At 74.3% G+C, this 23342-nt stretch carries 24 protein-coding genes; 21 read left to right on the top strand and 3 right to left on the bottom strand.

What is annotated here, in order from left to right:
- The first annotated feature begins 20 nt into the window (after nt 1-20).
- The 7 genes from folP to ACUXPL_RS05850 are packed head-to-tail and all read left to right on the top strand — an operon-like array spanning nt 21 to nt 5599.
- A complete protein-coding gene (folP, locus tag ACUXPL_RS05880; RefSeq protein WP_454182526.1) occupies nt 21-935 on the top strand; it encodes a dihydropteroate synthase in 915 nt (304 codons plus the stop codon).
- Entirely contained in the window at nt 932-1312 is a 381-nt protein-coding gene (gene folB, locus ACUXPL_RS05875; RefSeq protein WP_454182524.1) for a dihydroneopterin aldolase, read from the top strand. The genes folP and folB overlap by 4 nt, the downstream gene beginning before the upstream one ends.
- The gene (gene folK / locus ACUXPL_RS05870; protein WP_454182522.1) at nt 1309-1953 is read left to right on the top strand and encodes a 2-amino-4-hydroxy-6-hydroxymethyldihydropteridine diphosphokinase; all 645 of its coding nucleotides are present in this window, start codon (nt 1309-1311) and stop codon (nt 1951-1953) included. Before folB ends, folK begins: the two co-directional genes overlap by 4 nt.
- The gene (locus ACUXPL_RS05865) at nt 1950-2477 is read left to right on the top strand and encodes a DUF3180 domain-containing protein (protein WP_454182520.1); all 528 of its coding nucleotides are present in this window, start codon (nt 1950-1952) and stop codon (nt 2475-2477) included. Before folK ends, ACUXPL_RS05865 begins: the two co-directional genes overlap by 4 nt.
- Entirely contained in the window at nt 2458-2970 is a 513-nt protein-coding gene (locus ACUXPL_RS05860; protein ID WP_135039851.1) for a PH domain-containing protein, read from the top strand. The genes ACUXPL_RS05865 and ACUXPL_RS05860 overlap by 20 nt, the downstream gene beginning before the upstream one ends.
- A complete protein-coding gene (locus ACUXPL_RS05855; RefSeq protein WP_454182518.1) occupies nt 2967-4652 on the top strand; it encodes a PH domain-containing protein in 1686 nt (561 codons plus the stop codon). The genes ACUXPL_RS05860 and ACUXPL_RS05855 overlap by 4 nt, the downstream gene beginning before the upstream one ends.
- Entirely contained in the window at nt 4649-5599 is a 951-nt protein-coding gene (locus ACUXPL_RS05850) for a Rossmann-like and DUF2520 domain-containing protein (protein ID WP_063189138.1), read from the top strand. The genes ACUXPL_RS05855 and ACUXPL_RS05850 overlap by 4 nt, the downstream gene beginning before the upstream one ends.
- A 133-nt stretch (nt 5600-5732) precedes the next feature.
- Here ACUXPL_RS05850 and ACUXPL_RS05845 read toward each other — a convergent pair whose 3' ends face one another.
- Nucleotides 5733-6209 carry a low molecular weight protein-tyrosine-phosphatase gene (locus ACUXPL_RS05845; RefSeq protein ID WP_454182516.1) on the bottom strand — a complete coding sequence of 159 codons (477 nt, stop codon included), beginning with the start codon at nt 6207-6209 and terminating at the stop codon, nt 5733-5735.
- Between the two features lie 261 nt (nt 6210-6470).
- Here ACUXPL_RS05845 and ACUXPL_RS05840 point away from each other — a divergent pair, with 261 nt between their 5' ends.
- The 10 genes from ACUXPL_RS05840 to ACUXPL_RS05795 all read left to right on the top strand — a co-directional run bounded on the left by ACUXPL_RS05840 (nt 6471) and on the right by ACUXPL_RS05795 (nt 17394).
- The gene (locus tag ACUXPL_RS05840; protein WP_454182514.1) at nt 6471-6920 is read left to right on the top strand and encodes a DUF3806 domain-containing protein; all 450 of its coding nucleotides are present in this window, start codon (nt 6471-6473) and stop codon (nt 6918-6920) included.
- A 96-nt stretch (nt 6921-7016) separates the two neighbouring features.
- Nucleotides 7017-9179 (top strand): alpha/beta fold hydrolase, encoded by a 2163-nt coding sequence (locus ACUXPL_RS05835; protein ID WP_454182512.1) that lies wholly within the window; start codon nt 7017-7019, stop codon nt 9177-9179.
- Nucleotides 9180-9350: 171 nt separating this feature from the next.
- The gene (locus ACUXPL_RS05830; RefSeq protein WP_454182510.1) at nt 9351-10577 is read left to right on the top strand and encodes a glycerophosphodiester phosphodiesterase; all 1227 of its coding nucleotides are present in this window, start codon (nt 9351-9353) and stop codon (nt 10575-10577) included.
- Between the two features lie 217 nt (nt 10578-10794).
- Nucleotides 10795-11610 carry a hypothetical protein gene (locus ACUXPL_RS05825; protein ID WP_454182508.1) on the top strand — a complete coding sequence of 272 codons (816 nt, stop codon included), beginning with the start codon at nt 10795-10797 and terminating at the stop codon, nt 11608-11610.
- Nucleotides 11607-12074 carry a phage holin family protein gene (locus tag ACUXPL_RS05820; protein ID WP_144825003.1) on the top strand — a complete coding sequence of 156 codons (468 nt, stop codon included), beginning with the start codon at nt 11607-11609 and terminating at the stop codon, nt 12072-12074. The genes ACUXPL_RS05825 and ACUXPL_RS05820 overlap by 4 nt, the downstream gene beginning before the upstream one ends.
- Nucleotides 12071-12769, top strand: a complete 699-nt coding sequence (locus ACUXPL_RS05815) for a DUF3618 domain-containing protein (RefSeq protein WP_454182506.1) — start codon at nt 12071-12073, stop codon at nt 12767-12769. The genes ACUXPL_RS05820 and ACUXPL_RS05815 overlap by 4 nt, the downstream gene beginning before the upstream one ends.
- A gap of 154 nt (nt 12770-12923) precedes the next feature.
- Nucleotides 12924-13955, top strand: a complete 1032-nt coding sequence (gene panC / locus ACUXPL_RS05810; RefSeq protein ID WP_454182504.1) for a pantoate--beta-alanine ligase — start codon at nt 12924-12926, stop codon at nt 13953-13955.
- Entirely contained in the window at nt 13952-14650 is a 699-nt protein-coding gene (locus ACUXPL_RS05805) for a DNA-3-methyladenine glycosylase (protein ID WP_454182502.1), read from the top strand. Before panC ends, ACUXPL_RS05805 begins: the two co-directional genes overlap by 4 nt.
- A 47-nt stretch (nt 14651-14697) precedes the next feature.
- Nucleotides 14698-15180, top strand: a complete 483-nt coding sequence (locus tag ACUXPL_RS05800) for an SRPBCC family protein (protein ID WP_036314813.1) — start codon at nt 14698-14700, stop codon at nt 15178-15180.
- A gap of 150 nt (nt 15181-15330) precedes the next feature.
- Nucleotides 15331-17394 carry a M13 family metallopeptidase gene (locus ACUXPL_RS05795; protein ID WP_454182500.1) on the top strand — a complete coding sequence of 688 codons (2064 nt, stop codon included), beginning with the start codon at nt 15331-15333 and terminating at the stop codon, nt 17392-17394.
- A 40-nt stretch (nt 17395-17434) separates the two neighbouring features.
- On the opposite strand, the gene ACUXPL_RS05790 is transcribed toward ACUXPL_RS05795, so the two are convergent.
- Together ACUXPL_RS05790 and ACUXPL_RS05785 are read right to left on the bottom strand one after the other, a co-directional pair.
- Nucleotides 17435-17944 (bottom strand): MarR family winged helix-turn-helix transcriptional regulator, encoded by a 510-nt coding sequence (locus ACUXPL_RS05790; protein WP_454182498.1) that lies wholly within the window; start codon nt 17942-17944, stop codon nt 17435-17437.
- Nucleotides 17937-19811 carry a DHA2 family efflux MFS transporter permease subunit gene (locus ACUXPL_RS05785; protein WP_454182496.1) on the bottom strand — a complete coding sequence of 625 codons (1875 nt, stop codon included), beginning with the start codon at nt 19809-19811 and terminating at the stop codon, nt 17937-17939. Before ACUXPL_RS05785 ends, ACUXPL_RS05790 begins: the two co-directional genes overlap by 8 nt.
- Before the next feature lie 171 nt (nt 19812-19982).
- Here ACUXPL_RS05785 and ACUXPL_RS05780 point away from each other — a divergent pair, with 171 nt between their 5' ends.
- From ACUXPL_RS05780 to ACUXPL_RS05765, 4 genes are all read left to right on the top strand, one after another.
- Nucleotides 19983-20972 carry a 2-hydroxyacid dehydrogenase gene (locus ACUXPL_RS05780; protein ID WP_454182494.1) on the top strand — a complete coding sequence of 330 codons (990 nt, stop codon included), beginning with the start codon at nt 19983-19985 and terminating at the stop codon, nt 20970-20972.
- Nucleotides 20973-21004: 32 nt separating this feature from the next.
- Nucleotides 21005-22519, top strand: coding sequence for a lysine--tRNA ligase (gene lysS, locus ACUXPL_RS05775; RefSeq protein ID WP_454182492.1), 1515 nt, complete (start codon nt 21005-21007; stop codon nt 22517-22519).
- Between the two features lies 1 nt (nt 22520).
- Nucleotides 22521-22760 (top strand): hypothetical protein, encoded by a 240-nt coding sequence (locus ACUXPL_RS05770; RefSeq protein ID WP_135040268.1) that lies wholly within the window; start codon nt 22521-22523, stop codon nt 22758-22760.
- A 164-nt stretch (nt 22761-22924) separates the two neighbouring features.
- Complete coding sequence (locus tag ACUXPL_RS05765; RefSeq protein ID WP_206396741.1) at nt 22925-23227, top strand: histone-like nucleoid-structuring protein Lsr2; 303 nt, start codon at nt 22925-22927, stop codon at nt 23225-23227.
- Nucleotides 23228-23342 lie beyond the last annotated feature (115 nt).

Genomic DNA, 23342 nt, shown 5'->3' with positions numbered 1-23342 from the left:
CCGACGGCGGAGGAGGACACGTGGACGAGAGCATCGACGCGGCGGCGCGGGAGGCGAACCGCGCCCTGCTGGGGCGGCTGCCTGCGGGCCGGACCCTAATCATGGGCATCCTCAACGTCACCCCTGACTCGTTCTCGGACGGCGGGGAGCACGCCACCGTCCGCGCGGCCGTCGAGCACGCCCGGCGCATGGTCGCGGACGGCGCGGACATCGTGGACGTGGGCGGGGAGTCCACCCGCCCCGGGGCCCGCGCCGTGCCGCCGGCCGAGGAGCAGGAGCGCATCCTGCCCGTGATCGAGGCGCTGCTGGCCGAGGACGTCGTCGTCTCCGTGGACACGCGCCACACCGCCACGGCCCGGGCTGCCCTGGCGCTGGGGCCGGTGATCGTCAACGACGTCTCCGGCCTCGCCCACGAGCCGGAGATGCCGGCGCTGATCGCCGCGTCGGGCGCGCCCTACATCCTCATGCACAACCGCGGAAACCCGCAGACCATGGACGGGCTGGCCGTCTACGAGGACACCGTCCCGGACGTCGTGTGCGAGTTGCGGGACGTGGCCGGCCGCTTCCTCGCCGCGGGCGTCGAGCCCGCGCAGCTGATCGTGGACCCGGGCCTGGGCTTCGCGAAGGCCGGCGAGCAGAACTGGGAGCTGCTGCGCGGCCTCGAGTGGCTCCGCGCCATGGGCCACCCGGTGCTCGTCGCCGCCTCCCGCAAGCGGTTCCTGGGCACCCTGCTGGCGGACGACGACGGCGCCCCGGCCCCGCCCGCCGCACGCGACGCCGCCACCGCGGCGATCTCCGCCCTCGCCGCCGCCCAGGGCGCCTGGGGCGTGCGCGTGCACGACGTGCGCGCCAGCGCCGACGCCGTCCGCACCGCCGCGGCCTGGGCCGGGGCGCATGCCCCGGGTGAGCCCGTCTCCGAGGACGTGCTGCCGTGAGCGCCCGGGACCGCATCCGCCTGGCCGGGCTGTCCGCCGTCGGGCACCACGGGGTCTTCGACCACGAGCGCCGGGACGGGCAGCCGTTCGTCACGGACGTCGTCCTCCACCTCGACGCCGGCCCCGCCGCGGCCGGCGACGACCTCGCCCGCACCGCCAACTACGCCGAGGTCGCGGACACGGTGGTCCGCCTGGTCACCGGGGAGCCGGTGGACCTGATCGAGACCCTCGCCGACCGGATCGCCCGCGCCGTCCTCGCCGAGCAGCCCGTGGTGACCGCCGTCGAGGTCACCGTGCACAAGCCGCAGGCGCCCATCCCGCACGACTTCGCGGACGCGGCCGTCACCGTGCACCGCACCCGGGGGGATCTCGCGTGAGCACCGTCGACTGGTCGCACCCGGCCGAGGGCCCCGCGCCCGTCCCCGCGCTGGGCGCCCGCCCGGACGCGCCCGTCCCGGCCGTGCTGGCCCTCGGCGCCAACCTGCGCGAGCCCGCACAGACGCTGGACGCCGCCGTCGCGGCCCTGTCCGCGCTGCCGCACATCACGGACGTCCGGGCCTCGCCCCGAGCCGTCACCGCGCCCGTGGGCGGGCCGCCGGGCCAGCCCGACTACCTCAACCAGGTGGTCACCCTGCGCACGGACCTCGCGCCGTGGGAGCTGCTCGCGGTGGCGCACCGGCTCGAGCAGGACCACCATCGGCGGCGCGAGGTCCGCTGGGGCGCGCGCACCCTGGACGTGGACGTGATCGCCTACGGGGACGTGCGCAGCGACCACCCGGACCTCACCCTGCCGCATCCCCGCGCGGCCGAGCGGGCCTTCGTGCTGCTGCCGTGGCTGTGGCTCGACGCGGACGCCACGCTCGCCGGCACGCCCGTCGCCGACCTCGCCGCCGTCGCCGCGGACGCCCCCGGGGTGCGCCGCCAGGAGCCCGAGCGGCACCGGCTGCTGGCCGGCACCGACGACGTCGCCCCGCTCCGTCCGGCACGCCCGGACGCCCTCGGGAGGGAGGCCACGTGATCGCGCTGCGCTCCGGGTGGACCCTGCTCGTGGTGCTGGTGGCCGCCGTGCTCGGCTGGCTGGCCGGGGTCGCCGCGCCGTCCCTGGGCTGGCCGGCGCCCGTGGTGGGCCGCAGCGGCCTGATCACCGTGGCCGCGGTCTCCGTGCTGTGCCTCGCGCTGGGCTGGCGGGTGCGCCGCGACCGGGAGAAGCCCGCCGCCGCGCGGATGGACCCGCTCGCCGCGGCCCGCACGCTTGTGCTCGGCCAGGCCTCCGGCTTCGCGGGAGCGGCCCTCGGCGGCTGGCACGCCGGTGTGGCGGTGCAGGTGCTGCTGCGGGCCGGCGTCGGGGCGCCGACCGTGCGGGAGGCCGCCCTGCAGGCCGTCGGCGGCCTCGTCCTGCTGGTGGTGGGGCTGATCGTCGAACGGTGGTGCCGGATCCCCCCTGAGGAGGATGCGCCTGAGGGCGGTCGTGGGCAGGATGGGTCCCCGGGCCGACCGGCCCGTCCGGAGACCGAAGGAGGGTATGCCCGTGCCCGGCATTGACCTGAGCGGCGTGGCCTTCACGCCGGCCTCGCCGCGGCTGGCGACGGTGAAGCTCATCGCCACGACCATCGGCCACCTGATCTGGCTCGCCGCGTTCTCCGTGCCGCTGATCCTCAAGCTCACCGGCCCATGGGCGGGGATGGCCGCGTGGGCCGCGTGGGGGCTGCCGGCCGTCGTCGTCGTGTCCTGGATCGTGGACCTGATCCTGATCCCGCGGCGCGTGCGCGCGATGGGCTGGGCCGAGCGCGAGGACGACGTGCTGTGGCGCGAGGGCATCCTGTTCCGCAGCGTGCATGCGGTGCCGTACGGCCGCCTGCAGTACGTGGACGTCTCGGACGGCCCGCTGCTGCGCCGGGTCGGGCTGCAGACCCTCACCCTGAAGACCGCCGCCGCGGGCGGGGACGTCACCCTGGAGGGCGTGCCCCGCGAGAGGGCCGAGGAGCTGCGCGAGGTCCTCATGGCGCGCGGCCAGGCGCGGCTGGCGGGCCTGTGAGCGCCGCCGCCCCGCCCCCCGCCGACGACGCCGGCTGGGTCCGCGTCCACCCCGCCTCGCCCTGGGTGCGGGGCTGGACCTTCCTGCTGCTGATCCTGTTCTTCGCGGGCCGCAACGCGGTCGAGGACTTCGCGGCGGGCCGGCTCAGCGGGGAGGACGTCCCGGGTGGCGGAGACGGCAGCCTGTTCGTGGCCGGCGGCATCCTGCTGGGGGTCACCCTGCTGATCAGCCTCGTGTTCTTCTTCTCCTGGTGGTTCACCCGGTTCCGCTGCGGGGAGGACCGGATCGAGCTGCGCCAGGGCTGGCTCTTCCGCAGCCGCCGGCAGATGCGCTATGACCGCATCCAGGCGGTGGACCTGCAGCACCCCCTCGTGGCCCGGCTGCTCGGGCTGGCCACGGTGAAGGTCGAGGCGGCCGACGGCGGCGAGTCCGCGCTCGAGCTGTCCTTCCTGCGCCGCGCCGAGGCCGAAGCGGTGCGCCGGGAGATCCTGGACCGCGCGTCGGGGGTGCTCGGGGGAGCCGGAGCGGACGCGTCCGCGCCGGAGCGCGCGGCCGAGGCCGGCCTCCCCGGCGCCGACGCCGCGGACGCGGACGCCGGCGAACTCATGCTGCAGGTGCCCGCGGGGCGGCTCCTCGGCTCCGTCCTGCTCTCCGGAGGCGTGCTGGGGGTGCTGGCCGGGTCCCTGATCTGGCTGGCCGGCCTCGCCCTCGTGGTCGCGCTGCTGCCCGAGGCGGTGCTGGACGAGGGGGAGACCCTGACCGGTGTCGGCGCGGCCGCGGCCCTGCCCGCCCTGTTCTCCGTGGCCGGCGTCGCGTGGTCCCGGCTGAACGCCGGCTGGGGCTTCCAGGTGCGCCGCTCCACCGACGGGCTGCGGCTGCGGCACGGGCTCACCGAGACCACCCACCAGACCGTCCCGCCGGGGCGGGTGCAGGGGGTGACCGTGTCCCAGTCCCTGTTCTGGCGGCCCTTCGGCTGGTATCGGGTGAACGTGGCGGTGGCCGGCTACGGGCAGGAGTCCGACGGCGCCCGGGACGTGGCGCTGCCCGTCGGTCCGTGGGAGGACGTGCTCCGCGTCCTCACGGTCGTGGCCCCGGACCCGGGCCTGGACGGTGATCCGCGGGCCGCGCAGGGGCTGACCCCTGCCGGGCTCATGCACCTCGGCGTGCACGGCACCGGCACGGAGGGGGGCTTCCAGCACGTGCCGCGGCGCGGCAGGTGGTGGTTCAACTGGTTCGCCTGGCGGCGGACCGGCTTCACGACGACGCGGTCCCTGCTGGTGGTGCGCAGCGGCTGGTTGAACCGCCGGCTGCAGACCCTCCAGCACGAGCGCATGCAGGCGGCCGAGCTGGCGCAGGGCCCGGTGCAGCGACGCCTGGGTCTGGCCACGGTGCGCGTGTGGGTCGCGGGGGCGAACGCCGTGGTCCGCGACCTCGACGAGGACGTGGCCGTGGACCTGTACGCCCGGGAGGCCCGGCACGCCGCCGTCTCGCGTCGCCTCACCGACCGCGACCAGTGGATGCGGCCCGAGGAGCTGGCCCGCTTCGAGCAGCGCACGCGCGAGGTCGCGGCCACCGAGGTGGGCCGCCGCGAACTGGCCCGGGCCGGCGTCGTCGGCGGCGCCGTCGTCGGGGAGGAGAGCGGGGCAGACGTCCCCGCCGTGCGCAGCGAGGAGGAGCGATGACCGGCGGACTCGACCTGAGCCTGGACCCGCACGACCCGGCGCAGCGGCCCGGGCGGCTGGGCGTCGGCGTGGTGAGCGCGGGTCGTGTGGGGGCCGTGCTGGGCTCGGCGCTGCGGGCGGCGGGCCACACGATCACGGGCGTGCACGCCGTCTCCGAGGCCTCGCGGGACCGCGCGGAGATGCTCCTGCCGGGCGTGCCCGTCCTGGAGATCCCCGAGATCCTGCGCCGCTCCGAGATGGTCGTCTTCGCCGTCCCGGACGACGCACTGGGCGAGCTCGTGGCCGGCCTGGCCGCCGCGGGGCACGTGCAGACCGGCCACCTGCTCGTGCACACCTCCGGCCGCTACGGGGTGGGGGTGATGGAGCCGGTGCGCGCGCACGGGGCGATCCCCCTGGCGATCCACCCGGCCATGACGTTCACGGGGCTGAGCCTCGACGTCGCCCGGCTGCAGGACTGCGTGTTCGGCGTGACCGCGGACCCCGTGGTGCTGCCCGTGGCCCAGGCGCTCGTGGTGGAGATGGGCGGCGAGCCCGTGGTCGTGAAGGAGGCCGACCGGGCGGCCTACCACCTGGCGCTGTCCCACGGGTCGAACCACCTGGTGACGCTGACGGCGCAGGCCCGTCAGATCCTCGAGACGATCGGGGTGGCCGACCCGGAGCGGGTGCTGCGCTCGCTCATGACCGCCGCGCTGGAGAACGCGCTCACCGACGGCGACGGCGCCCTCACCGGACCCGTGGCCCGCGGCGACGTCGACACGCTGCGGACCCACCGTGAGACCCTCGGCGAGCTCGAGGCCGGGGGACTGCCGGCGGACGTGCGGGCCGTGTGGGAGACCCTCGCCCGCGCGACGACCGACCGTGCCGAGACCCGCGGCACCCTGCGCGCGGACACGGCGGCGCGGCTGCGCGAGGTCCTCGACGGCTCCGACGACCCCCACGACGACTGACCGATCCCCCTCCGCCCCCCGCCCCCGCTTTCGTTCGGGAAACGGCGGGTCCCCGGCCGTTTTCGTTCGGGAAACGGCGGGTCCGGCGGCGTTCGCGTCGCTGGGACGGGACCCCGGGACCGCGCCCCGGCCGTCAGAGGCGTCCGTCGCGGATCGCGGCGACGACGCCGTCTGCCGCGTCCTCGATCTGCCGGTACATGTCCTCGAACTGCGGCCGCGGATACCCGTACGGATCGGGGACCTCGCGCACCCCGGCGCGGTCCGCATCCGACGCGAACTCGCCCATCAGGTGGATCCGGTCCCGCTGCTCGTCCGTGGTCGCGAGCCGCCGCGCGTCGGCGAGGTTGGCCTCGTCCATCACCAGGATCAGGTCGGCGTCGTCCACGAGGTCGGCGGACAGCTGCACCCCCACCGTCGGGAACTCGTAGCCCAGTTCCCCGCCGACCTCGCGGGTGAGGTGATGCGGCCGGGCGCCCACGTGCTCGTCGGACGTGCCGGCGGAGGTGACCTCGACGTCGTCGAGACCGGCCTCCGCGAGCTTGCGGTTCAGCACGGCCTCGGCGGCGGGCGAGCGGCAGATGTTCCCCAGGCAGACGGTCATGACGCGCATGGGGCCAGTGTCTCAAGTCCGGTCGGGGGCGGCGGACGACGACGGCCCGCACGCTCGCCTCGTCGCTGGCGGCACGACATCGGGTGCCTCCACGAGTGCTCCCGCTGGGGGATCGCAGGCCTCCGGCGGTCCGTCCCCCGGTTCCTCGCCGTTTCTCGAACGAAAGCGCTGCGACACGCCGCCGTTTCTCGAACGAAAGCGCGGCCGGCGCCGTCCGTTCCACCGACGGCGGCGCCCGACTCGCCTGGCAGGATGGAGGCCATGACCGACCAGCCCGAGATGAGCCCCCTGACCGAGTCCGAGCGGGAGTGGGTGCGCGTCCGTCGCGACTTCGCCGCGCAGGAGGGCGTGGACCACCTGGACCTGGACGCGGTCGCCGCCTACTACGACGCCGTGCTGGCCCGCTCGCAGGCCGAGGCCGAGGAGATCGACCCCGAGGAGCTGGCGGTGTTGCTGGACGTCGTCGCGGTGCTGCTCGGCGAGCACCTGGGCGCGCGCCACGGCATGCAGTGGGTGACGGTCGCGGATGAGGAGGGGCCCGCCCTCGCGCTGCGGGACACCCTCTCGGACGCCGTCGTCTTCCCGCAGCCGGTGGTCGGCCAGAGCTGGAACGACCAGGCCACGGGGGAGTGGATGGGCGGGTACGTCGACTGGCTCGGCGAGCAGCTCCAGCAGATCCGGGCCGACGTCGGCACGCTGCCCGGCGCCTGAGGCGCGGCGGGCGCCGGGGCGGCCCGCCGTCGACGCCACCACCCCCGCCGCCCTCCGTGTTGCCCGGATCACGTGCGGGCCGATAGAAACGAACGCATGACCTCCACCCCGGACACCGCGGACACCCCCGCCACCCCCTTCCACGACCTCGACGCCTTCACCGCCCTGCCGCGCGTCGCCGGTCTCACCCTCAGCCCGGACGGCGCCCGCCTGGTGACCACCGTCGCCACCCGGGACGCGGAGGGCACCGGCTACGCCACCGCCCTCTGGGAGGTCGACCCCGCGGGCGAGCGCCCCGCCCACCGCCTGACCCGCTCCCGCGAGGGCGAGGCGGGTGCGCAGTTCGCCGCGGACGGCACCCTCTTCTTCACCTCCGCCCGCCCCGACCCCGCCGACGCCGAGGCCGAGAAGCGCAGCGCCCTGTGGGCCCTGCCGGCCCGGGGCGGCGAGGCGCGCGTGGTGCTCTCCCGCCCGGGCGGCGTCGCCGCGGTCACGTGCGCCTCCGCGGCGGACCGCGTGGTCGTCACGGCGGACCGGCTGCTCGGTGCGACCACCGAGGCCGAGCACGCGGCCCTCGCGCAGACCCGCAAGGACGCCGGCGTGGACGCCATCCTGCACACCGGCTACCCCATCCGCTTCTGGGACCACGACCTCGGCCCCGCCCGCCCCGAGCTCTTCGTCCTCGAGGCCGGCCCGGACCCGCAGGGTGAGCCCGCCACGGACGCCGACGCCGCCGAGCCCGGCCCCGCCGCCTCCGGCCTGGCTCCCGAGGCCGACGACGTGGCGCACCACCTGCGCCACGTCTCCGGATTCCCGCGCTCCCACGCGTTCGGGATCGGCGCGCAGGTGGCCCCGGACGGCTCGTTCCTGCTCACCACGGCCGCCACCGCCGAGGCCCGCGGCAACGTGCGCGAGGGCACGGTGGTGCGCGTGGACCTGGCCACGGGCGAGCACCGCGTCCTGCACGACGTCCCCGGTGAGGACGTGGCCGTCGGCCCCGTCAGCCACGACGGCACGCGCGCCGTCGTCGTCCGCACGCCCGACTCCACCCCGCACTCCGCCGTGCACCCGCGCCTGTACGTGATGGACACGGCCACGGGCCAGACCACGCCCCTGGCCCACGGCTGGGACCGGTGGGCCGACGTCGTCGCGTGGCTGCCGGACGACTCCGCGGTGATCGCGCTCGCGGACTCCGAGGGCCGCCGCCCGGTGTTCCGCATCGAGGTGGCCACCGGCGCCGTCGCGCAGGTGACCCGGGAGGACGAGGCGTGGACCGACGTCGTGCTCTCCCCGGACGGGGCCACGGCCTACGGCGTCCGCTCCTCCTACCTGTTCCCGCCGGAGGTGGCGCGGATCGACCTGGCCACGGGCGAGGCCACGCGCCTGCCGAACCCCGTGGAACGCCCCGCGATCCCGGGCACCCTCGAGGACGTGGAGACCGTCGCCGAGGACGGCACGCGCGTGCGCGGCTGGCTCGTGCTCCCCGAGGGGGAGGCGCCGGCCGGCGGTCACCCGCTGCTGCTGTGGATCCACGGCGGGCCCCTGGGCTCGTGGAACGCGTGGAGCTGGCGCTGGACCCCGTGGATCATGGCGGCGCGCGGCTACGCGGTGCTGCTGCCGGACCCGGCGCTGTCCACGGGCTACGGCCAGGACTTCATCGAACGCGGCTGGGGCCGCTGGGGCCAGGCGCCCTACACGGACCTGATGGCGCTCACGGACGCCGTCGTGGCGCGTGAGGACGTCGACGGCGACCGCACCGCCGCCATGGGCGGCTCGTTCGGCGGCTACATGGCGAACTGGGTGGCCGGGCACACCGATCGGTTCCGGTGCGTGGTCACGCACGCCTCGCTGTGGGCGCTGGACGGCTTCGGCCCGACGACGGACGCCGCGTTCTACTGGGCCCGCGAGATGGACGAGCAGATGCAGCAGGAGAACTCTCCGCACCGGTCCGTGGGCGAGATCGTCTCCCCGATGCTCGTCATCCACGGCGACAAGGACTACCGCGTGCCGATCGGCGAGGGGCTGCGCCTGTGGTCGGACCTGCTGGCGAAGTCCGGGCGGCCGGCCGCCGCGGACGGCACCACCGACCACCGGTTCCTCTACTTCCCGCACGAGAACCACTGGATCCTCGCCCCGCAGCACGCGAAGGTCTGGTACGAGGTCGTCCTCGGCTTCCTGGGCGAGCACGTCCTCGGCGACGGCGTCCCGTCGACCCCGGAGACGCTGGGACTGACGCGGCCGTCGTCGACGGCGAGCTGAGTCGCCGCGCCCGGCGCCGCGCATCGTGACGGGCGGCTGAACGTCTCCGATCAGCCGCCCGTCACCGGCTGTTCACCGGACGGGCCGGCTGTGGCCGGAGGGGGGCCACCCGGCCGACACCCGGATCTGGCCCACTGGAGCGGTCATCCCCCTCCCGGAAAGGACCGTTCCATGACCTCCGTCCGTCGTCACGCCGCCCGCGGCCTCGTGGCCCTCGCCGCCGCCGTCGCCGTCAGCGCCCCGCTGGCCGCCCCGGCCGTCGCCGCCCCCGCCGCAACGGAGACCCCGGCCGCCGCGCAGTCCGTCACGGGCAAGCCCGTGGTGCGTCCCGACGTCGTGGGTCACCGTGGCGCCTCCGGCTACCGCCCCGAGCACACCCTGGCCGCCTACGAGCTGGCCGCCGCCCAGGGCGCGGATGTGATCGAGCCGGACCTGGTTTCCACCAAGGACGGCGTGCTCGTGGTCCGCCACGAGAACCTGATCGACGGCACCACGGACGTCGCCCAGCGACCCGAGTTCGCGGACCGCAAGACCACCAAGGTCGTCGACGGCGTGGCCCTCACCGGCTGGTTCACCGAGGACTTCACCCTCGCCGAGCTCAAGACCCTGCGCGCCAAGGAGCGCCTGCCGCAGGTCCGCCCCGAGTCCGCGTCCTACGACGGCCGGTACCAGGTGCCCACCTTCGAGGAGGTGCTCGAGCTGCGGGAGCGCCTCTCGGCCCGGTACGGCCGCGAGATCGGCGTCATCCCCGAGATCAAGCACCCCACCTACTTCGACTCCATCGGCCTGTCCATGGAGGAGCGCGTCGTCGAGCTGCTCGACGAGCACGGCCTGAACAAGCGCAACGCCCCCGCCACCGTGCAGTCCTTCGAGCTCGCCAACCTGCGCGATCTCAACGAGAACCTCGGCCTCAAGGCCGAGACGGTGTTCCTCTCCAGCGTCAACGGTGCGCCCTATGACTCCGTGGCCGCCGGCGACGGGCTCCGCGACTACGACTTCTACGAGACCGCCGCGGGCATGCGCGAGATCCGCGCGGCCGGTGTCGACACGCTCGGCCCGGCCTTCGCGCAGATCATCACCAAGGAGAAGGACGGCTCGATGGGCGAGGAGACCGCGTTCGTCTCCCTCGCCCACCGCGCGGGCCTCGAGGTGGTGCCCTACACCTTCCGCGCCGAGAACCAGTTCCTCTACACGGAGTTCCGATCCTCCACGGACCGGAACGCGCAGGGCGACATGGTCGGCATGATCCAGCCGTTCCTCGACGCCGGCATCGACGGCTTCTTCACCGACCACCCCGACCTCGGCGTGCAGGCCGTGGACACCTGGATGCAGGGCAAGAAGGAGCACCCGGGCCGGGGCGTCGGCAAGACCGCCCAGCGGGGCCTGCAGGTGCGCTGACCCCGTCCCGACCGGAGACGACGCCGTCGCGCCGCCCGGCCCGGTGGGGGGCGCGACGGCACGCGTGGTGCGTCGGCCGATCCCGGCGGACGCGAGGTCTTCCGGCACGGTCCCGGCGGTGCTTACCTTGGCCCTCAAGACCGGTGGACCCGGTGACGTGGACGGCCAGAAGGGCCGACCATGAGGGGCCGCCGACCCGGACGAAGGAAGGCACAGCATGACGACGAACACGCCGAAGAACGCCCACGGCTCCTCAGCCGAGGGCCGTGACGCCAAGGACCAGGCGAAGGACAAGGCCCAGCAGGCCGCGGGCGAGGCCCAGGGCCAGGTGAAGGCCGTGGCCCACGACGCCAAGGACAAGGCCCAGGACCTCGCGGCCACCGCCAAGCACGAGGCCGGCCAGGTGAAGGACGAGGCCGCTGACCAGGTGCAGTCGCTGGTCGGCTCCGCCCAGGAGCAGGTCGGCGCTCAGGTGCAGACCCAGCAGGAGCGGCTCGCGGGCCAGGTGCGCAGCTACACCGATGACCTGCACCGCGTGGTCTCCGGTGAGCAGCCGCAGACCGACCTGGTGCGCCAGGGCGTCGCCTCGGTGGCGGACCGTGCCGAGGCCCTGACGCAGCGCCTGGAGACCGCTTCCCCGCAGGACCTGCTGCAGGACGTGCGCGGCTTCGCCGCTCGCCGTCCGGGCACGTTCCTGGCCCTCGCCCTGGGTGCCGGGCTGGTGGCCGGTCGATTGACGCGCGGCATCCGCGACGCCGCCCAGCCGGACTCCGCCGCCGCCACCTCGCCGCGCCGTCACGAGACCCGTCCGGACGCGGTGCACGCGGACGTGACCCCGCACCACCTGGACTCGCAGGCCCCGGCCTACTCGAGCGATTCGCTCTCCCAGGCCGACGGCCGCGTCGCGGACGGCGCCGGGCCCCGCCGCGCGGCCGGCGTCGGGGACACCCCGTACGGCACGCAGGCGCCGGTCCAGCAGGGCCTGACCGCCGAGCGGCCGTTCGACCAGACCCGTCCCGGGGGTGACGCATGAGCACCGCCCAGGAACCGTTCCGCGACGCGACGCCGCACTCCGGCGCGCACACCCCGCCGCCCACGCAGGCGGAGTTCCGCGCCGAGCACGAGAGCCTCGGCGAGATGTTCCAGAGCCTGTCGGCCAAGCTGTCGACGCTGGTCAGCCAGGAGATCGCCCTGGCCAAGGCCGAGGCCACCGAGTCCGCGAAGAAGGCCGGCAAGGGGGCGGGCCTGCTGGCCGGCGCCGCCGTCGGCGGCTTCTTCCTGCTGATGTTCCTGTCCCTGGCCCTGATGCACCTGCTCGACGTGTTCCTGCCGATCGGCTGGGCCGCGTTGATCGTGGCCGTGCTGTGGGGCGTCGTCGCGGCCGTGCTGGCCGTGCAGGGCAAGAAGGACATCGAGAAGATCAAGGGTCTGCCGCAGACCCAGGAGACGCTTCAGGAGATCCCCGAGACCCTGAACCCCGCGAAGGAGACGCGATGACCACGAGCAACAACCCCGACGAGATCCGCGCCGACATCGAGCGCACGCGCCGCGAGCTCGGCCAGGACGTGGACGCCCTCGCCGAGAAGGTGAGCCCCACGAAGGCCGTGTCCCGGCAGACCAACCGCATCAAGGACGGCTTCATCCACGCGAAGGAGAACATCATGGGCTCCCCGGAGCAGCACCGCCACGAGCCCTCGCTGGGCGATCGCGCCCACGCGGTGGTCGACGACGCCCGGGCCTCCGCGTATGACGCGGCCGGCCAGGCCCAGGACCGCCTGGGCGACGCCGGCGACCGGGTGTCCGAGTGGGCCGATGACGCCCAGCACGCCCTGCACCAGGCCCCGGCTCAGCTGCGCGGCCGCACTGCGGGCAACCCGTTGGCCGCCGGGCTGATCGCCTTCGGTGCCGGCCTGCTGCTCAGCTCGCTGATCCCCGCCTCACGCGCGGAGCAGCGCGCCGCGCAGGGCCTCAAGGACCAGGCCGCCCCGCTGGTGGACGAGGCCAAGCAGGCCGCCCAGCAGCTGCGCGAGGACCTCGAGCCCGCCGCCCGCGAGGCCGCCGGGAGCGTGAAGGAGTCGGCCGCCGAGGCCGCGTCCCACCTCAAGGAGCAGGGCACGGACACGGCGCAGGACCTCAAGGCGGAGTCCCAGGACGCCGCCCGCCAGGTGAAGGACACGGCGAAGGACGCCTGAGCCCGATCCGAGCACGACGCCGGCCGGTCCCGTTGACGGGGCCGGCCGGCGTCGTGCGTGGTGGGGCCGAATCCGGCCTGCGGTTCAGGCCTTCGACCAGATGCGTGTGGTGAGGCGGAAGTCCTCCACGAGGCCCCGTGCCTAGACTCGGAGGGTGACCCCTCTCGACCGTGTCCCCGACCAGCGCCCCGTCCCCGCCGGCACCGGCCTCACCCTCGAGGACGCCTTCCCGGCCCCCGCGACGGCCGACGTCGACGGTGCCTCCGCGCGCCCGCGTCTGGCCCGGACCGTCGCCCAGATGCGCTCCGCTCTCCGTGAGCTCGTCGCCCACGCCACGGACGACGGCGACGCCGAGCCCGTCACCGTCGGCCTGGTCCCCACGATGGGCGCCCTCCACGGCGGCCACGCGGCCCTGGTGCGGCGGGCCCGCGCCGAGAACGACGTCGTCGCGGTCAGCATCTTCGTGAACCCCCTCCAGTTCGGCGATCCGGCCGACCTGGAGCACTACCCGCGCACCCTGGACGCGGACCTGGACCTGCTGGCGGCGGCGGGCGCCGACGTCGTGTTCGCCCCGGACCTGCAGGAGATGTACCCGGGCTACCCGGACGCGCCGATCGTCACCGTCTCGGCCGGCCGCATGGGGGAGGTCCTCGAGGGCGCCTCCCGCCCGGGCCACTTCGACGGCGTGGCCACCGTCGTGGCGAAGCTGTGGAACATCGTGCGCCCGGCGGCGCCGGCCCTGCGCAGCTACTTCGGCCAGAAGGACGCGCAGCAGCTCACCGTCCTGCGCCGCCTGGCCACGGACCTGGACATCGACGTCGACGTCCGCGCCGTGCCCATCGTCCGCTCGCCCGAGGGCCTCGCGCTCTCCAGCCGCAACACCCGCCTGGACGCCGCGGGCCTGGAGCACGCGCTCGTCCTCAGCCGCGCCCTGCGCTCCCTGGCCGACGCCGCGGCGGCTGGCGAGCCCGTCGACGTCCAGGCCGCTCGCCGGATGGTCGAGGACGAGCCGGGCGTCGAGCTGGACCACCTCGTGGTGGTGGACCGGGACACCTTCGCCGAGCTCGGTCCGGAGCTGCTGTGCCAGCCGCTGCGCCGCGAGGCCCTCGCCCTCGTGGCCGCGCACGTGCCGCCCGTCCGGCTGATCGACAACATGGTGCTGCCCGCCGTGGGACCGCTGCCGTGACCCCGGAGCGTCTCGCCGCCGCCTTCGACGGCCCCACGCCCGCGCTCGCCGCGACGCTGCTGGGGTGCCGGCTGACCGTCGTCGCCCCGGACGGCGCCGTCACCGTGCGGCTGACCGAGACCGAGGCGTACGGGAACGCGGGTGCGGACCCCGGCGCCCACTCGTTCCGCGGCCGCACCGAGCGCAATGCCGCGCTGTTCGGGCCGCCGCGGCGCACGTACGTGTACCTGAACTACGGCATCCACCGCTGCCTGAACCTGGTGGGCCACCCCGAGGGGGAGGCCGGCGGTGTGCTGCTGCGTGCGGCCGAGGTGCTCGCGGGAGGGGACCTCGCGGTGGCCCGACGTGGCCGGGACACCGGCCCCAAGCTGCTCTCCGGTCCGGGCAACCTCGGCCAGGGCCTCGGCATCACCCTGCAGATGGGCCACGTGCCCGTGGAGATCGTCGCCGCGCCGCCGGAGGTGGACGACGACGGCGGCACCCCGGCCCGCCTCGCCGCGCCGGCCGCACCCGCCCGCTTCCTGCTGGCCCCGCCCGCGCCCCGCGATCCGGCCGAGCCGCCGATCGAGGTCGTGACGGGCCCGCGCGTCGGCGTCTCGGGGGAGGGCGGCTCCGTGCGCTTCCCGTGGCGGTTCAGCGTGGCCGGCCACCGCAGCGTGTCCGCGTTCCGGCGTGGGCGCAACGTGCCGGACTGAGCCCCAGACCTTGTCGGCCGCCCCGGCCCCGTGCCTAGGTTGATCCCATGACCGAGATGAACAAGACCGCCCACGGCGAGACCCAGCAGACCGTCACCCGGACCATCGACGCGTCTGCCAAGGACGTGTTCGACTTCCTGACCCTGCCCGCGAACCACGCGAAGTTCGACGGCTCGGGCATGGTGCAGTCGGACGACAAGACCCAGCGCATCCAGAAGGTCGGCGACGTGTTCACCATGAACATGCACGCGGAGCACATGGGTGGCGACTACCAGACGGACAACCACGTGGTCGCCTACGACCCGAACAAGCTGGTCGGCTGGAAGACCGCCCCCGCCGGCACCGAGCCCAAGGGCTGGCAGTGGGTCTACCGGCTCGAGGACAACGGCTCCGGCAGCACGGACGTGTCCCTCACCTACGACTGGACCGACGTCACCGACCCGGAGCTGTTGGAGAAGAACCTCTTCCCGATGGTCTCCGAGGAGCAGATGGAGGAGTCGCTCGCGAAGCTGGCCGCCGAGGTCGGCTGACCCCCGCTTCCCGACGGCGGCCCCCGGGTCGGCCGTCTCCACGACGACGGGCACACACCCGACCAGGGTGCGTGCCCGTCGTCGTGTCCGGTGTCACGGCTAGAGTGCCGTGCGAGACCGTCCCACCCCCCACGTCCAGGAGGATCCGCCGTGACCGCCACCGCCGAGCCCCGCGTCCCGTCGCCGCGCGAGGACCTGTACCGCCACGTCAACGCCGGGTGGCTGGACACCCACGAGATCCCCGCGGACCAGGGCGCCTACGGCGCGTTCCTCGAGCTGCGGGACGCGGCCGAGCTCGCCGTCCGGCACCTGTGCGAGGACGCCGTGCGCGAGGTCGGCACGGGCTTCGACCCCGCCCAGGCGCGCGTGCAGGCGACGGCCGCGGCCGGCGCGCACCGGGACGCCCCGCTCGCCCCGCTGGACGAGGAGGACGCGGAGGGCTCGGAGCATCCGGAGCTCAAGCGCCGGATCGCCGCGCTGTACGCGTCCTTCATGGACGACGAGACCGTGGAGGCCCGCGGCCTCGAGCCGATCGCCTCGGACCTGGCGGCAGTGGCCACCGTGTCCACCCCCGCGGAGCTGCTCGCCCTGTCCGGGCGACTGCAGCGCCAGGGCGTCTCCGGCCTCATCAACACCGGCGCCCTCAACGACGCCGGGGACCCGGACCGCATGCTCCTGCACCTGCTCCAGGGCGGTCTGGGCCTGCCGGACGAGTCCTACTACCGGGACGAGGCCTACGCCGAGATCCTCGCGCAGTACACCGAGCACACCGGCCGCCTGCTGGCGCTGGCCGGGATCGGCGCGGACCGGGACGAGGCCGCCGCGCTGGGCGCCCGGGTGGTGGAGCTGGAGAAGCGCATCGCCGCCCTGCACTGGGACGTGGTCCGCACCCGGGACGCCGTGGCCCGCTACAACCTCATGACCCACGACCGCCTGACGGAGCTCTTCCCCCTGGCCGACGCCTGGCTCGAGGGTGTGGACGCCGCGGGCGAGCGCGCCGCGGAGGTCGTGGTGTGGCAGCCGGACTTCCTCTCCGGTGTGCAGGAGCTGCTCGTGGGCCCCGAGGCCGCGGACCTCGAGGACTGGCGACACTGGCTGATCCTGCAGGTGCTGCGCTCCTTCGCCGGGTTCCTGCCGGACGCCTTCGTGCAGGAGAACTTCTCCTTCTACGGCCGCCGCCTGGCCGGCACCGAGGAGGTCCGCCCCCGCTGGAAGCGCGCGGTCGCGTTCGTCAACGGGGCGGCCGGCGAGGACGTGGCGCAGCTCTACGTGGCCCGCCACTTCCCGCAGGGCCACGTGGCCACGATGGACGAGCTCGTGGGCCTGCTCCAGGAGGCCTACCGCCGGTCCATCGAGGAGCTCGAGTGGATGGGGGAGGAGACCCGTCAGCGGGCGCTCGAGAAGCTGGCGATGTTCCGCCCCATGGTGGGCTACCCCTCGAAGTGGCTGGACTACTCCGCCCTCGAGGTCCACGCCGGCGACCTGCTGGGCAACGCCCGCTCCTCCTCCGAGCTCGAGTGGGAGCGGGACCTGCGCAAGATCGCGGACGGGCCGGACCCGGAGGAGTGGCACGTGACGCCGCAGACGGTGAACGCGTACTACTCGCCGCTCGAGAACGCGATCGTCTTCCCGGCCGCCATCCTGCAGCCCCCGTTCTTCGACCCCGAGGCCTCGATGGCCGCGAACCTGGGGGCGATCGGCGCCGTGATCGGCCACGAGATCGGCCACGGCTTCGACGACCAGGGCTCGCGGTACGACGGCGCCGGCCGGCTCGAGGACTGGTGGACCGAGGAGGACCGCGCGGCGTTCACCGAGCGCACCTCCCGGCTGGTGGCCCAGTACAACGCGCTCTCCCCGGCCGAGGCCCCGGACCACCGCGTCAACGGCGAGTTCACCCTCGGGGAGAACATCGGCGACCTCGGCGGCCTGGGCATCGCCCACCGCGCCTTGGAGATCTGGCGGGACGAGGGCGACGGCGCCTCCCTCGACGCCGCGGCGGGGGACCGCGAGTTCTTCACCGCCTGGGCCACCGTGTGGCGTCAGCTCACGCGACCGGAGGCCATGGTCACCCGCATCGCCTCGGACCCGCACTCGCCCAACGAGTTCCGCTGCAACCAGGTGGTCAAGAACATCGACGCCTTCCACGAGGCGTTCGGCACGCGCGAGGGGGACCCGATGTGGCTGGCCCCGGAGGAGCGCGTCACCATCTGGTGATCCCGCCCGCCGGCCGGGCCCCGCGGGTCCGGCCGGCGGCTCACTCGGACTCGGCGGGGTCCTGCATCCGGGTCTGACGCTCGGCGGCCAGCCGGTCCAACAGGCGCGTCAGCGTCCGGATGTCCTCGCGGTCCCAGCGCGCCAGGTCGTCGCGCAGCCCGCGACCGGCCGGGCCGCCGCGCACCGCGTCGAGGCGGGCGAGCCCCTCGGGGCTGGCGCTCAGGAGGGCGGAGCGGCGGTCCCGCGGGTCCGGCTCTCGGGTGATCAGCCCGGCGGCCTCGAGGTCGCGGACCATGCGGGAGACCTGGGCGCGGTCCACCAGCAGGCCCTCGGCCACGGCCGAGGGCGTCATGGTCCGCTCGTTGGCCAGCATCATGAACGCCTTCATCGCCCCGACGGACAGGGCCGGGCTGAGGGCCGCCGCGTAGCGGACCATGACCTGGCGGTGCTGCAGGACCAGACGCGAGAACGCCTGCTCGAGCCCCTGGACGGCGGCCTCGAAGCCCGCGTCGTCGCCGCCTCTGCCCGGGTCCGGGGCGCCGTCAGCCACGGCGGGCCCGGACCAGCGCGGTGACGACGGCCGCCAGCAGGGCCGTCCCCGCCACGGCCAGCGCCGCGGGGACGACGGGCCGGCCGGCCACCGGCGACGCCGTCGCCGGGCGCTCGTCCGCCACCGCCCGGGACTCCTCCGGGTCCTCGGCCGGATGCCGCCCCGGCGCCGCGGTCACCACGGGGATCGGACCGGTCGCGGGCAGCGTCTGCATGGCCTCGGCCGTGGAGTGGGTGGCCAGGTCGGCGCGGGTGGCGTGGAGGCGCTCGGAGGTGGTCATGCGGCCCAGCGGGATGTTCGGCAGGAACAGGATCGCGGCCAGCGCGACGATCGCGAGCGGCACGCCCACGAGGAACGCGTGGGAGATGCCGGTGGCGTAGACGTCCTCGAAGATCGAGCGCAGGCCGTCGGGCATCTCCGCCACGCGCGGCAGGGTGCTGGACTGCAGGCTCTCGGACCACTCGGCGGCGTCCGGGCCCAGGCTGCGCAGGGCCGCGGCGAGGTCCGCGCGGCGCTCCTCGATGCGGTCCGGGACCACGTTGGACACCACGGCGCCCATCACGGCGACGCCGATGCTGCCGCCCAGGGTGCGGAAGAAGGTGACGCCGGAGCTGGCCACGCCCATCTGGCGCGGGTCCGTGGTGTTCTGCACCACGAGCACGAGGTTCTGCATGGTCATGCCGACGCCGGCGCCGAGCAGGAACATGTAGAGGGACACCAGCCAGAACGAGGTGTCGTAGTGCAGGGTGCCGAGCAGGCCGGTGCCGGCGATCAGCAGGACGGCGCCGATCACGAGCCAGCGCTTCCACACGCCGGTGCGGGTGATGACGCCGCCGATCACCGTGGAGGACACGAGCAGGCCGACGATCATCGGGATGGTCATGAGGCCGGCCTGGGTCGGGGTCGCGCCGCGGGCGAGCTGCATGTACTGGGCCAGGTAGACGGAGGAGCCGAACATGGCCAGGCCCGTGGCGATCGAGGCGATCGTCGCGAGGGTGAAGGTGCGGTCGCGGAAGAGGGTGAGCGGGATGAGCGGCTCGGCGACGCGCAGCTCGGTCACGACGAACAGGACGGTGGCGACGGCGACGCCGCCGAGCATCCACGCGGTGGTGGTGCTGGCCCAGTCGAAGTCGCGGCCGGCGCTGGTGACCCAGATCAGCAGCAGCGCGGTGGCCGCAGCCAGGAACACGATGCCGAGGTAGTCGATGGACACCTTCTGGCGCTCGCGGTGCGGGAGGTGGAGGGTGCGCTGCACCATCACCAGGGCGACGACGGCGAAGGGCACCGCCACGAAGAAGTTCCAGCGCCAGCCCCACAGGTCGGTGATCACGCCGCCGGCCAGGGGGCCGCCCACCGTGGCCACGGCCATCACGGCGCCGAACAGGCCCATGTAGCGGCCGCGCTCACGCGGGCTGATGATGTCCGCCATGATCACCTGGCTGAGCGCGGCGAGGCCGCCGCCGCCCAGGCCCTGCACGGTGCGGCAGACGATCAGGAAGGTCGGGTCGTGGGTGAAGCCGGCCGCCGCGGAGGCGGCGACGAAGATCGCCAGGGCGACCTGGAAGAGGACCTTGCGGTTGACGAGGTCGGCCAGCTTGCCCCAGATCGGGGTGGCGATGGCCGTGGCGAGCAGGGCCGAGGTGATGACCCAGGTGTAGGCGGTCTGGTCGCCGCCGATGTCGTGGATGATCACCGGCATCGACGTCGAGACCACCGTGTTGGCGATCATCGAGACGAACATGCCCAGCAGGAGGCCGGTGAGGGCCTGGAGCACGGCGCGGTGGCGCGCGGCGTCGTCGGCGGCGCGCTCGAGCGAGGGGGCGCCGGCCGGCGCGACGGCCTCGGGGGCGGGGGAAGTCGGGGTCATGGGGTCCTTCGGCGGGAGGGGCGGCGCGGTGATTGACATGAGTCAATGATTGACGAGAGTCAATCGTAAGGGGCGTCGGCCCGGGCCGCACCCGCCGTCCGCGGTTAGCCTGGTCACGCCGGACGACGCCGCGTCCTCCCCCCCCCCCCGATCCGAGAGTGAGGCCCCGCCGTGACCCCCCGTTTCCTGCTCATGACCCGCCTCCCCGAGCCCGGGCTCGGGATGCTGCGCGCGGCCGGAGAGGTGGTGGACGGCGCCGACGTCGGAGGGGACGCCGCGCTCGCGCGGCTGGTGGCCTCGGGGGACTACGACGTCGTCGTCGCGGCCCTGGACCAGAAGTTCACCGCCGACGTGCTCGCCGACGCGCGGATCAAGGGCATCGCCAACTACGCGGTCGGCTACAACAACGTGGACGTGGCCGCCGCGACGCGGCGGGGGATCGCCGTCGGCAACACCCCGGACGTGCTCACCGACGCCACCGCGGACCTCGCGATGCTCCTGATCCTCGGTGTGACCCGCCGTGCCCCCGAGGGCGAGCGGATGGTGCGCGAGGGGCGCTTCCATGGCTGGGCGCCGGACCTGCTCGTCGGCAGGGACGTGCGCGGAGCGACCCTGGGCCTGGCCGGTTTCGGGCGGATCGGCAAGGCGGTGGCCGAGCGTGCGCTCGCCTTCGGCATGGACGTCGTGTTCGCTCCGCGGCCGCCCGCGCACCGGGAGGTCGCGCCTGAGGAGCTCGGCGACCTCGCCGGCCGCGTCCGTCAGGTGCGCTGGGAGGAGCTCGTCGAGGTCGCGGACGTCCTGTCCCTCCACGTGCCCCTCACGGACGACACCCACCACCTCGTGGATGCGGACGTGATCGCGAAGATGAAGGACGACGCCGTCCTCGTCAACACCGCCCGCGGGCCCGTGGTGGACGAGGCGGCCCTCGTCACCGCCCTGCGCGAGGGACGGCTCTTCGGCGCCGGCCTGGACGTCTACGAGGACGAGCCCGCCCTCGCCCCGGGCCTGGCCGAGCTGGAGAACGTGATGCTCCTGCCGCACCTGGGCTCCGCCACCCGGGACACCCGCGCCGCGATGGCCGAGCTGGCCGCGCGCAACGCGATCGCCATGGCCACGGGCGCGGAGGTCCCGGCCCTCGTCAACCCCGAGGTGCGCGGCTGACCGGCGGGGCGTCGTCGGTAGACTCGGGGACCGTGACCACCCAGAACTCCGCCTCCGCCGCCGTCGACCACCACGATCAGCAGGCCGTCCGCGCCGCCAAGCGTGAGCAGCTGCTCGCCTCGGGCCGCGAGGCCTACCCCGTGCAGGTGCCGCGCACCCACGCGCTGGCCGAGGTGCGTGAGCGGTTCGAGGGCCACGAGCCCGACTGGGCCTCGGGCGAGACCGTGTCGGTGACCGGGCGCGTCGTCTTCCTCCGCAACACCGGCAAGCTCTGCTTCGCCACCCTGCAGGAGTCCGGCGCGGACGGGGAGGCCGTCCGCCTCCAGGTCATGGTGTCCCTGGCCGCCGTCGGTGAGGAGTCCCTGGCCGAGTGGAAGAAGGTCGTGGACCTGGGCGACTTCCTCTCCGTCACCGGCGAGGTGATCGTCTCGCGCCGGGGCGAGCTGTCCATCATGGCCTCGGCGTGGGAGATGGCCTCCAAGGCGCTGCGCCCCCTGCCCGTGCTGCACGCGGACCTGAACGAGGAGACCCGCGTCCGCCAGCGCTACGCGGACCTGATCGTGCGCGAGGAGGCCCGCCGCATGGTCTACACCCGCGCCAAGGTCACCTCGGCGGTGCGGCGCACCCTCGAGGGCCACGGCTACGTGGAGGTGGAGACCCCGATGCTCCAGCTCGTCCACGGCGGCGCCCTCGCACGTCCCTTCGAGACGCACCTCAACGCGTTCGACCAGCCGATGACCCTGCGCATCGCCACCGAGCTGTACCTCAAGCGCGCCGTCGTCGGCGGCATCGACCGCGTGTTCGAGATCGGCCGCGTGTTCCGCAACGAGGGCGTGGACTCGACCCACTCGCCCGAGTTCACCACCCTCGAGTCCTATGAGGCGTGGGCGGACATGCACGTCATGGCCGAGCGCATGCAGGAGATCATCCTCAACGCCGCGGACGCGGTGGGCGCCGGGCGTCGGCTCGAGACCGCGAAGGGTGTCATCGACCTCGACGGCGAGTGGGCCTGGGTCGCCGTGTACCCGGGGCTGTCCGAGGCCGTGGGCCGCGAGATCACCCCGGACACGGACGCCGAGACGCTGCGGGCGATCGCCGCGGAGCACGAGGTCAAGGTGGACCCCGCGTGGGACGCGGAGAAGCTCGTGATCGAGCTGTTCGGCGAGATCGTGGAGCCCACCCTGATGAACCCCACGTTCGTGTACGACTACCCGCCGGCCGCTCAGCCGCTCGCGCGCCCGCACCGCTCGGACGACCGGGTCATCGAGGCGTGGGACCTGATCATCGGCGGCATGGAGCGCGGCACCGCGTTCTCCGAGCTGATCGACCCCGTCATCCAGCGCGAGCGCCTGACCGCCCAGTCGGCGATGGCGGCCGCCGGCGACGACGAGGCCATGCAGCTGGACGAGGACTTCCTGCGCGCCCTCGAGTACGGCGCACCGCCCATGGGCGGCATCGGCCTGGGCATCGACCGCCTGGTGATGCTGTTCACGGACGCCGGCATCCGCGAGACCATCCTCTTCCCGCTGCTCAAGCCGGAGGCCTGACATGGCCCACTTCTGGGACTACTTCTCCGTCCTCGCCCCCTCGATCGGCCTCGGGCTCATCTTCTGGCTGGTGATGCGCTCCCTGCTGCGTTCGGACACGGGTGAGCGCGAGAGTCAGGCCCGTCGGCTCTCGGGCGCGGACGCGCGCGCGGCCCGCGAGGAGGCCGAGGCCCGTGAGTGGGCGGCCCGACGCCGAGCCGAGGGCGGGACGGAGGCCGAGCCGGAGGACCGCGCCCGCTGAGATTCCTTCCTCGGCGTTGAAGAATCCTTCTGCCCGGCTTTGTTGCGGTATTCTTGAATCACCACAAGTGCACGGCCGGAATCGTGAGCACGCGGGGAAGAAGCCCGAGAGCGAAGACCGGAACCCAGGGACACGCGCACGAGAGAAGAAAGTGGGAATCACCGTTGGCACAGAAGGTAGAAGTGGTCCTCGTGGATGATCTTGACGGCTCGCCTGCAGATGAGACCGTGAACTTCGCATTGGACGGTCGCAATTACGAGATCGACCTGTCGAAGGAGCACGCCGCGGAACTCCGTGAGTTCCTGAAGCCCTACATGAAGAAGGGCCGCGCCGTGGCGCCGCCGTCGCCCAAGGTCGAGGCCGCCCAGATCCGCAAGTGGGCGGCCGAGAACGGCTTCGAGGTCTCGAGCCGCGGTCGCCTGCACCGCGACGTGGTGGAGGCCTACCGCAACGCGAAGCGCAAGTGAGCGCCCCGCCCGGGTGCGTCGAGGAATCGGCGTCCCCGGGCCCCGTTCCGGCCCCTCCCGACGACGGCCGGGCCGCTTCTCCCGCTGGCGAACAGCCGCGCGGCACGCGGTCCGG

Source organism: Micrococcus sp. 140720015-1 (assembly GCF_053627595.1).
This window is presented reverse-complemented; position numbering and strand designations above follow the sequence as displayed.

Bases quoted from the DNA above. Each gene is read 5' to 3' on its own strand.
- ACUXPL_RS05860 (WP_135039851.1), top strand. From the start codon at position 2,458: ATGCCCGTGCCCGGCATTGACCTGAGCGGCGTGGCCTTCACGCCGGCC.
- ACUXPL_RS05850 (WP_063189138.1), top strand. From the start codon at position 4,649: ATGACCGGCGGACTCGACCTGAGCCTGGACCCGCACGACCCGGCGCAG.
- ACUXPL_RS05845 (WP_454182516.1), bottom strand. From the start codon at position 6,209: ATGCGCGTCATGACCGTCTGCCTGGGGAACATCTGCCGCTCGCCCGCC.
- ACUXPL_RS05840 (WP_454182514.1), top strand. From the start codon at position 6,471: ATGACCGACCAGCCCGAGATGAGCCCCCTGACCGAGTCCGAGCGGGAG.
- ACUXPL_RS05835 (WP_454182512.1), top strand. From the start codon at position 7,017: ATGACCTCCACCCCGGACACCGCGGACACCCCCGCCACCCCCTTCCAC.
- ACUXPL_RS05830 (WP_454182510.1), top strand. From the start codon at position 9,351: ATGACCTCCGTCCGTCGTCACGCCGCCCGCGGCCTCGTGGCCCTCGCC.
- ACUXPL_RS05825 (WP_454182508.1), top strand. From the start codon at position 10,795: ATGACGACGAACACGCCGAAGAACGCCCACGGCTCCTCAGCCGAGGGC.
- ACUXPL_RS05820 (WP_144825003.1), top strand. From the start codon at position 11,607: ATGAGCACCGCCCAGGAACCGTTCCGCGACGCGACGCCGCACTCCGGC.
- ACUXPL_RS05815 (WP_454182506.1), top strand. From the start codon at position 12,071: ATGACCACGAGCAACAACCCCGACGAGATCCGCGCCGACATCGAGCGC.
- ACUXPL_RS05800 (WP_036314813.1), top strand. From the start codon at position 14,698: ATGACCGAGATGAACAAGACCGCCCACGGCGAGACCCAGCAGACCGTC.
- ACUXPL_RS05785 (WP_454182496.1), bottom strand. From the start codon at position 19,811: ATGACCCCGACTTCCCCCGCCCCCGAGGCCGTCGCGCCGGCCGGCGCC.
- ACUXPL_RS05770 (WP_135040268.1), top strand. From the start codon at position 22,521: ATGGCCCACTTCTGGGACTACTTCTCCGTCCTCGCCCCCTCGATCGGC.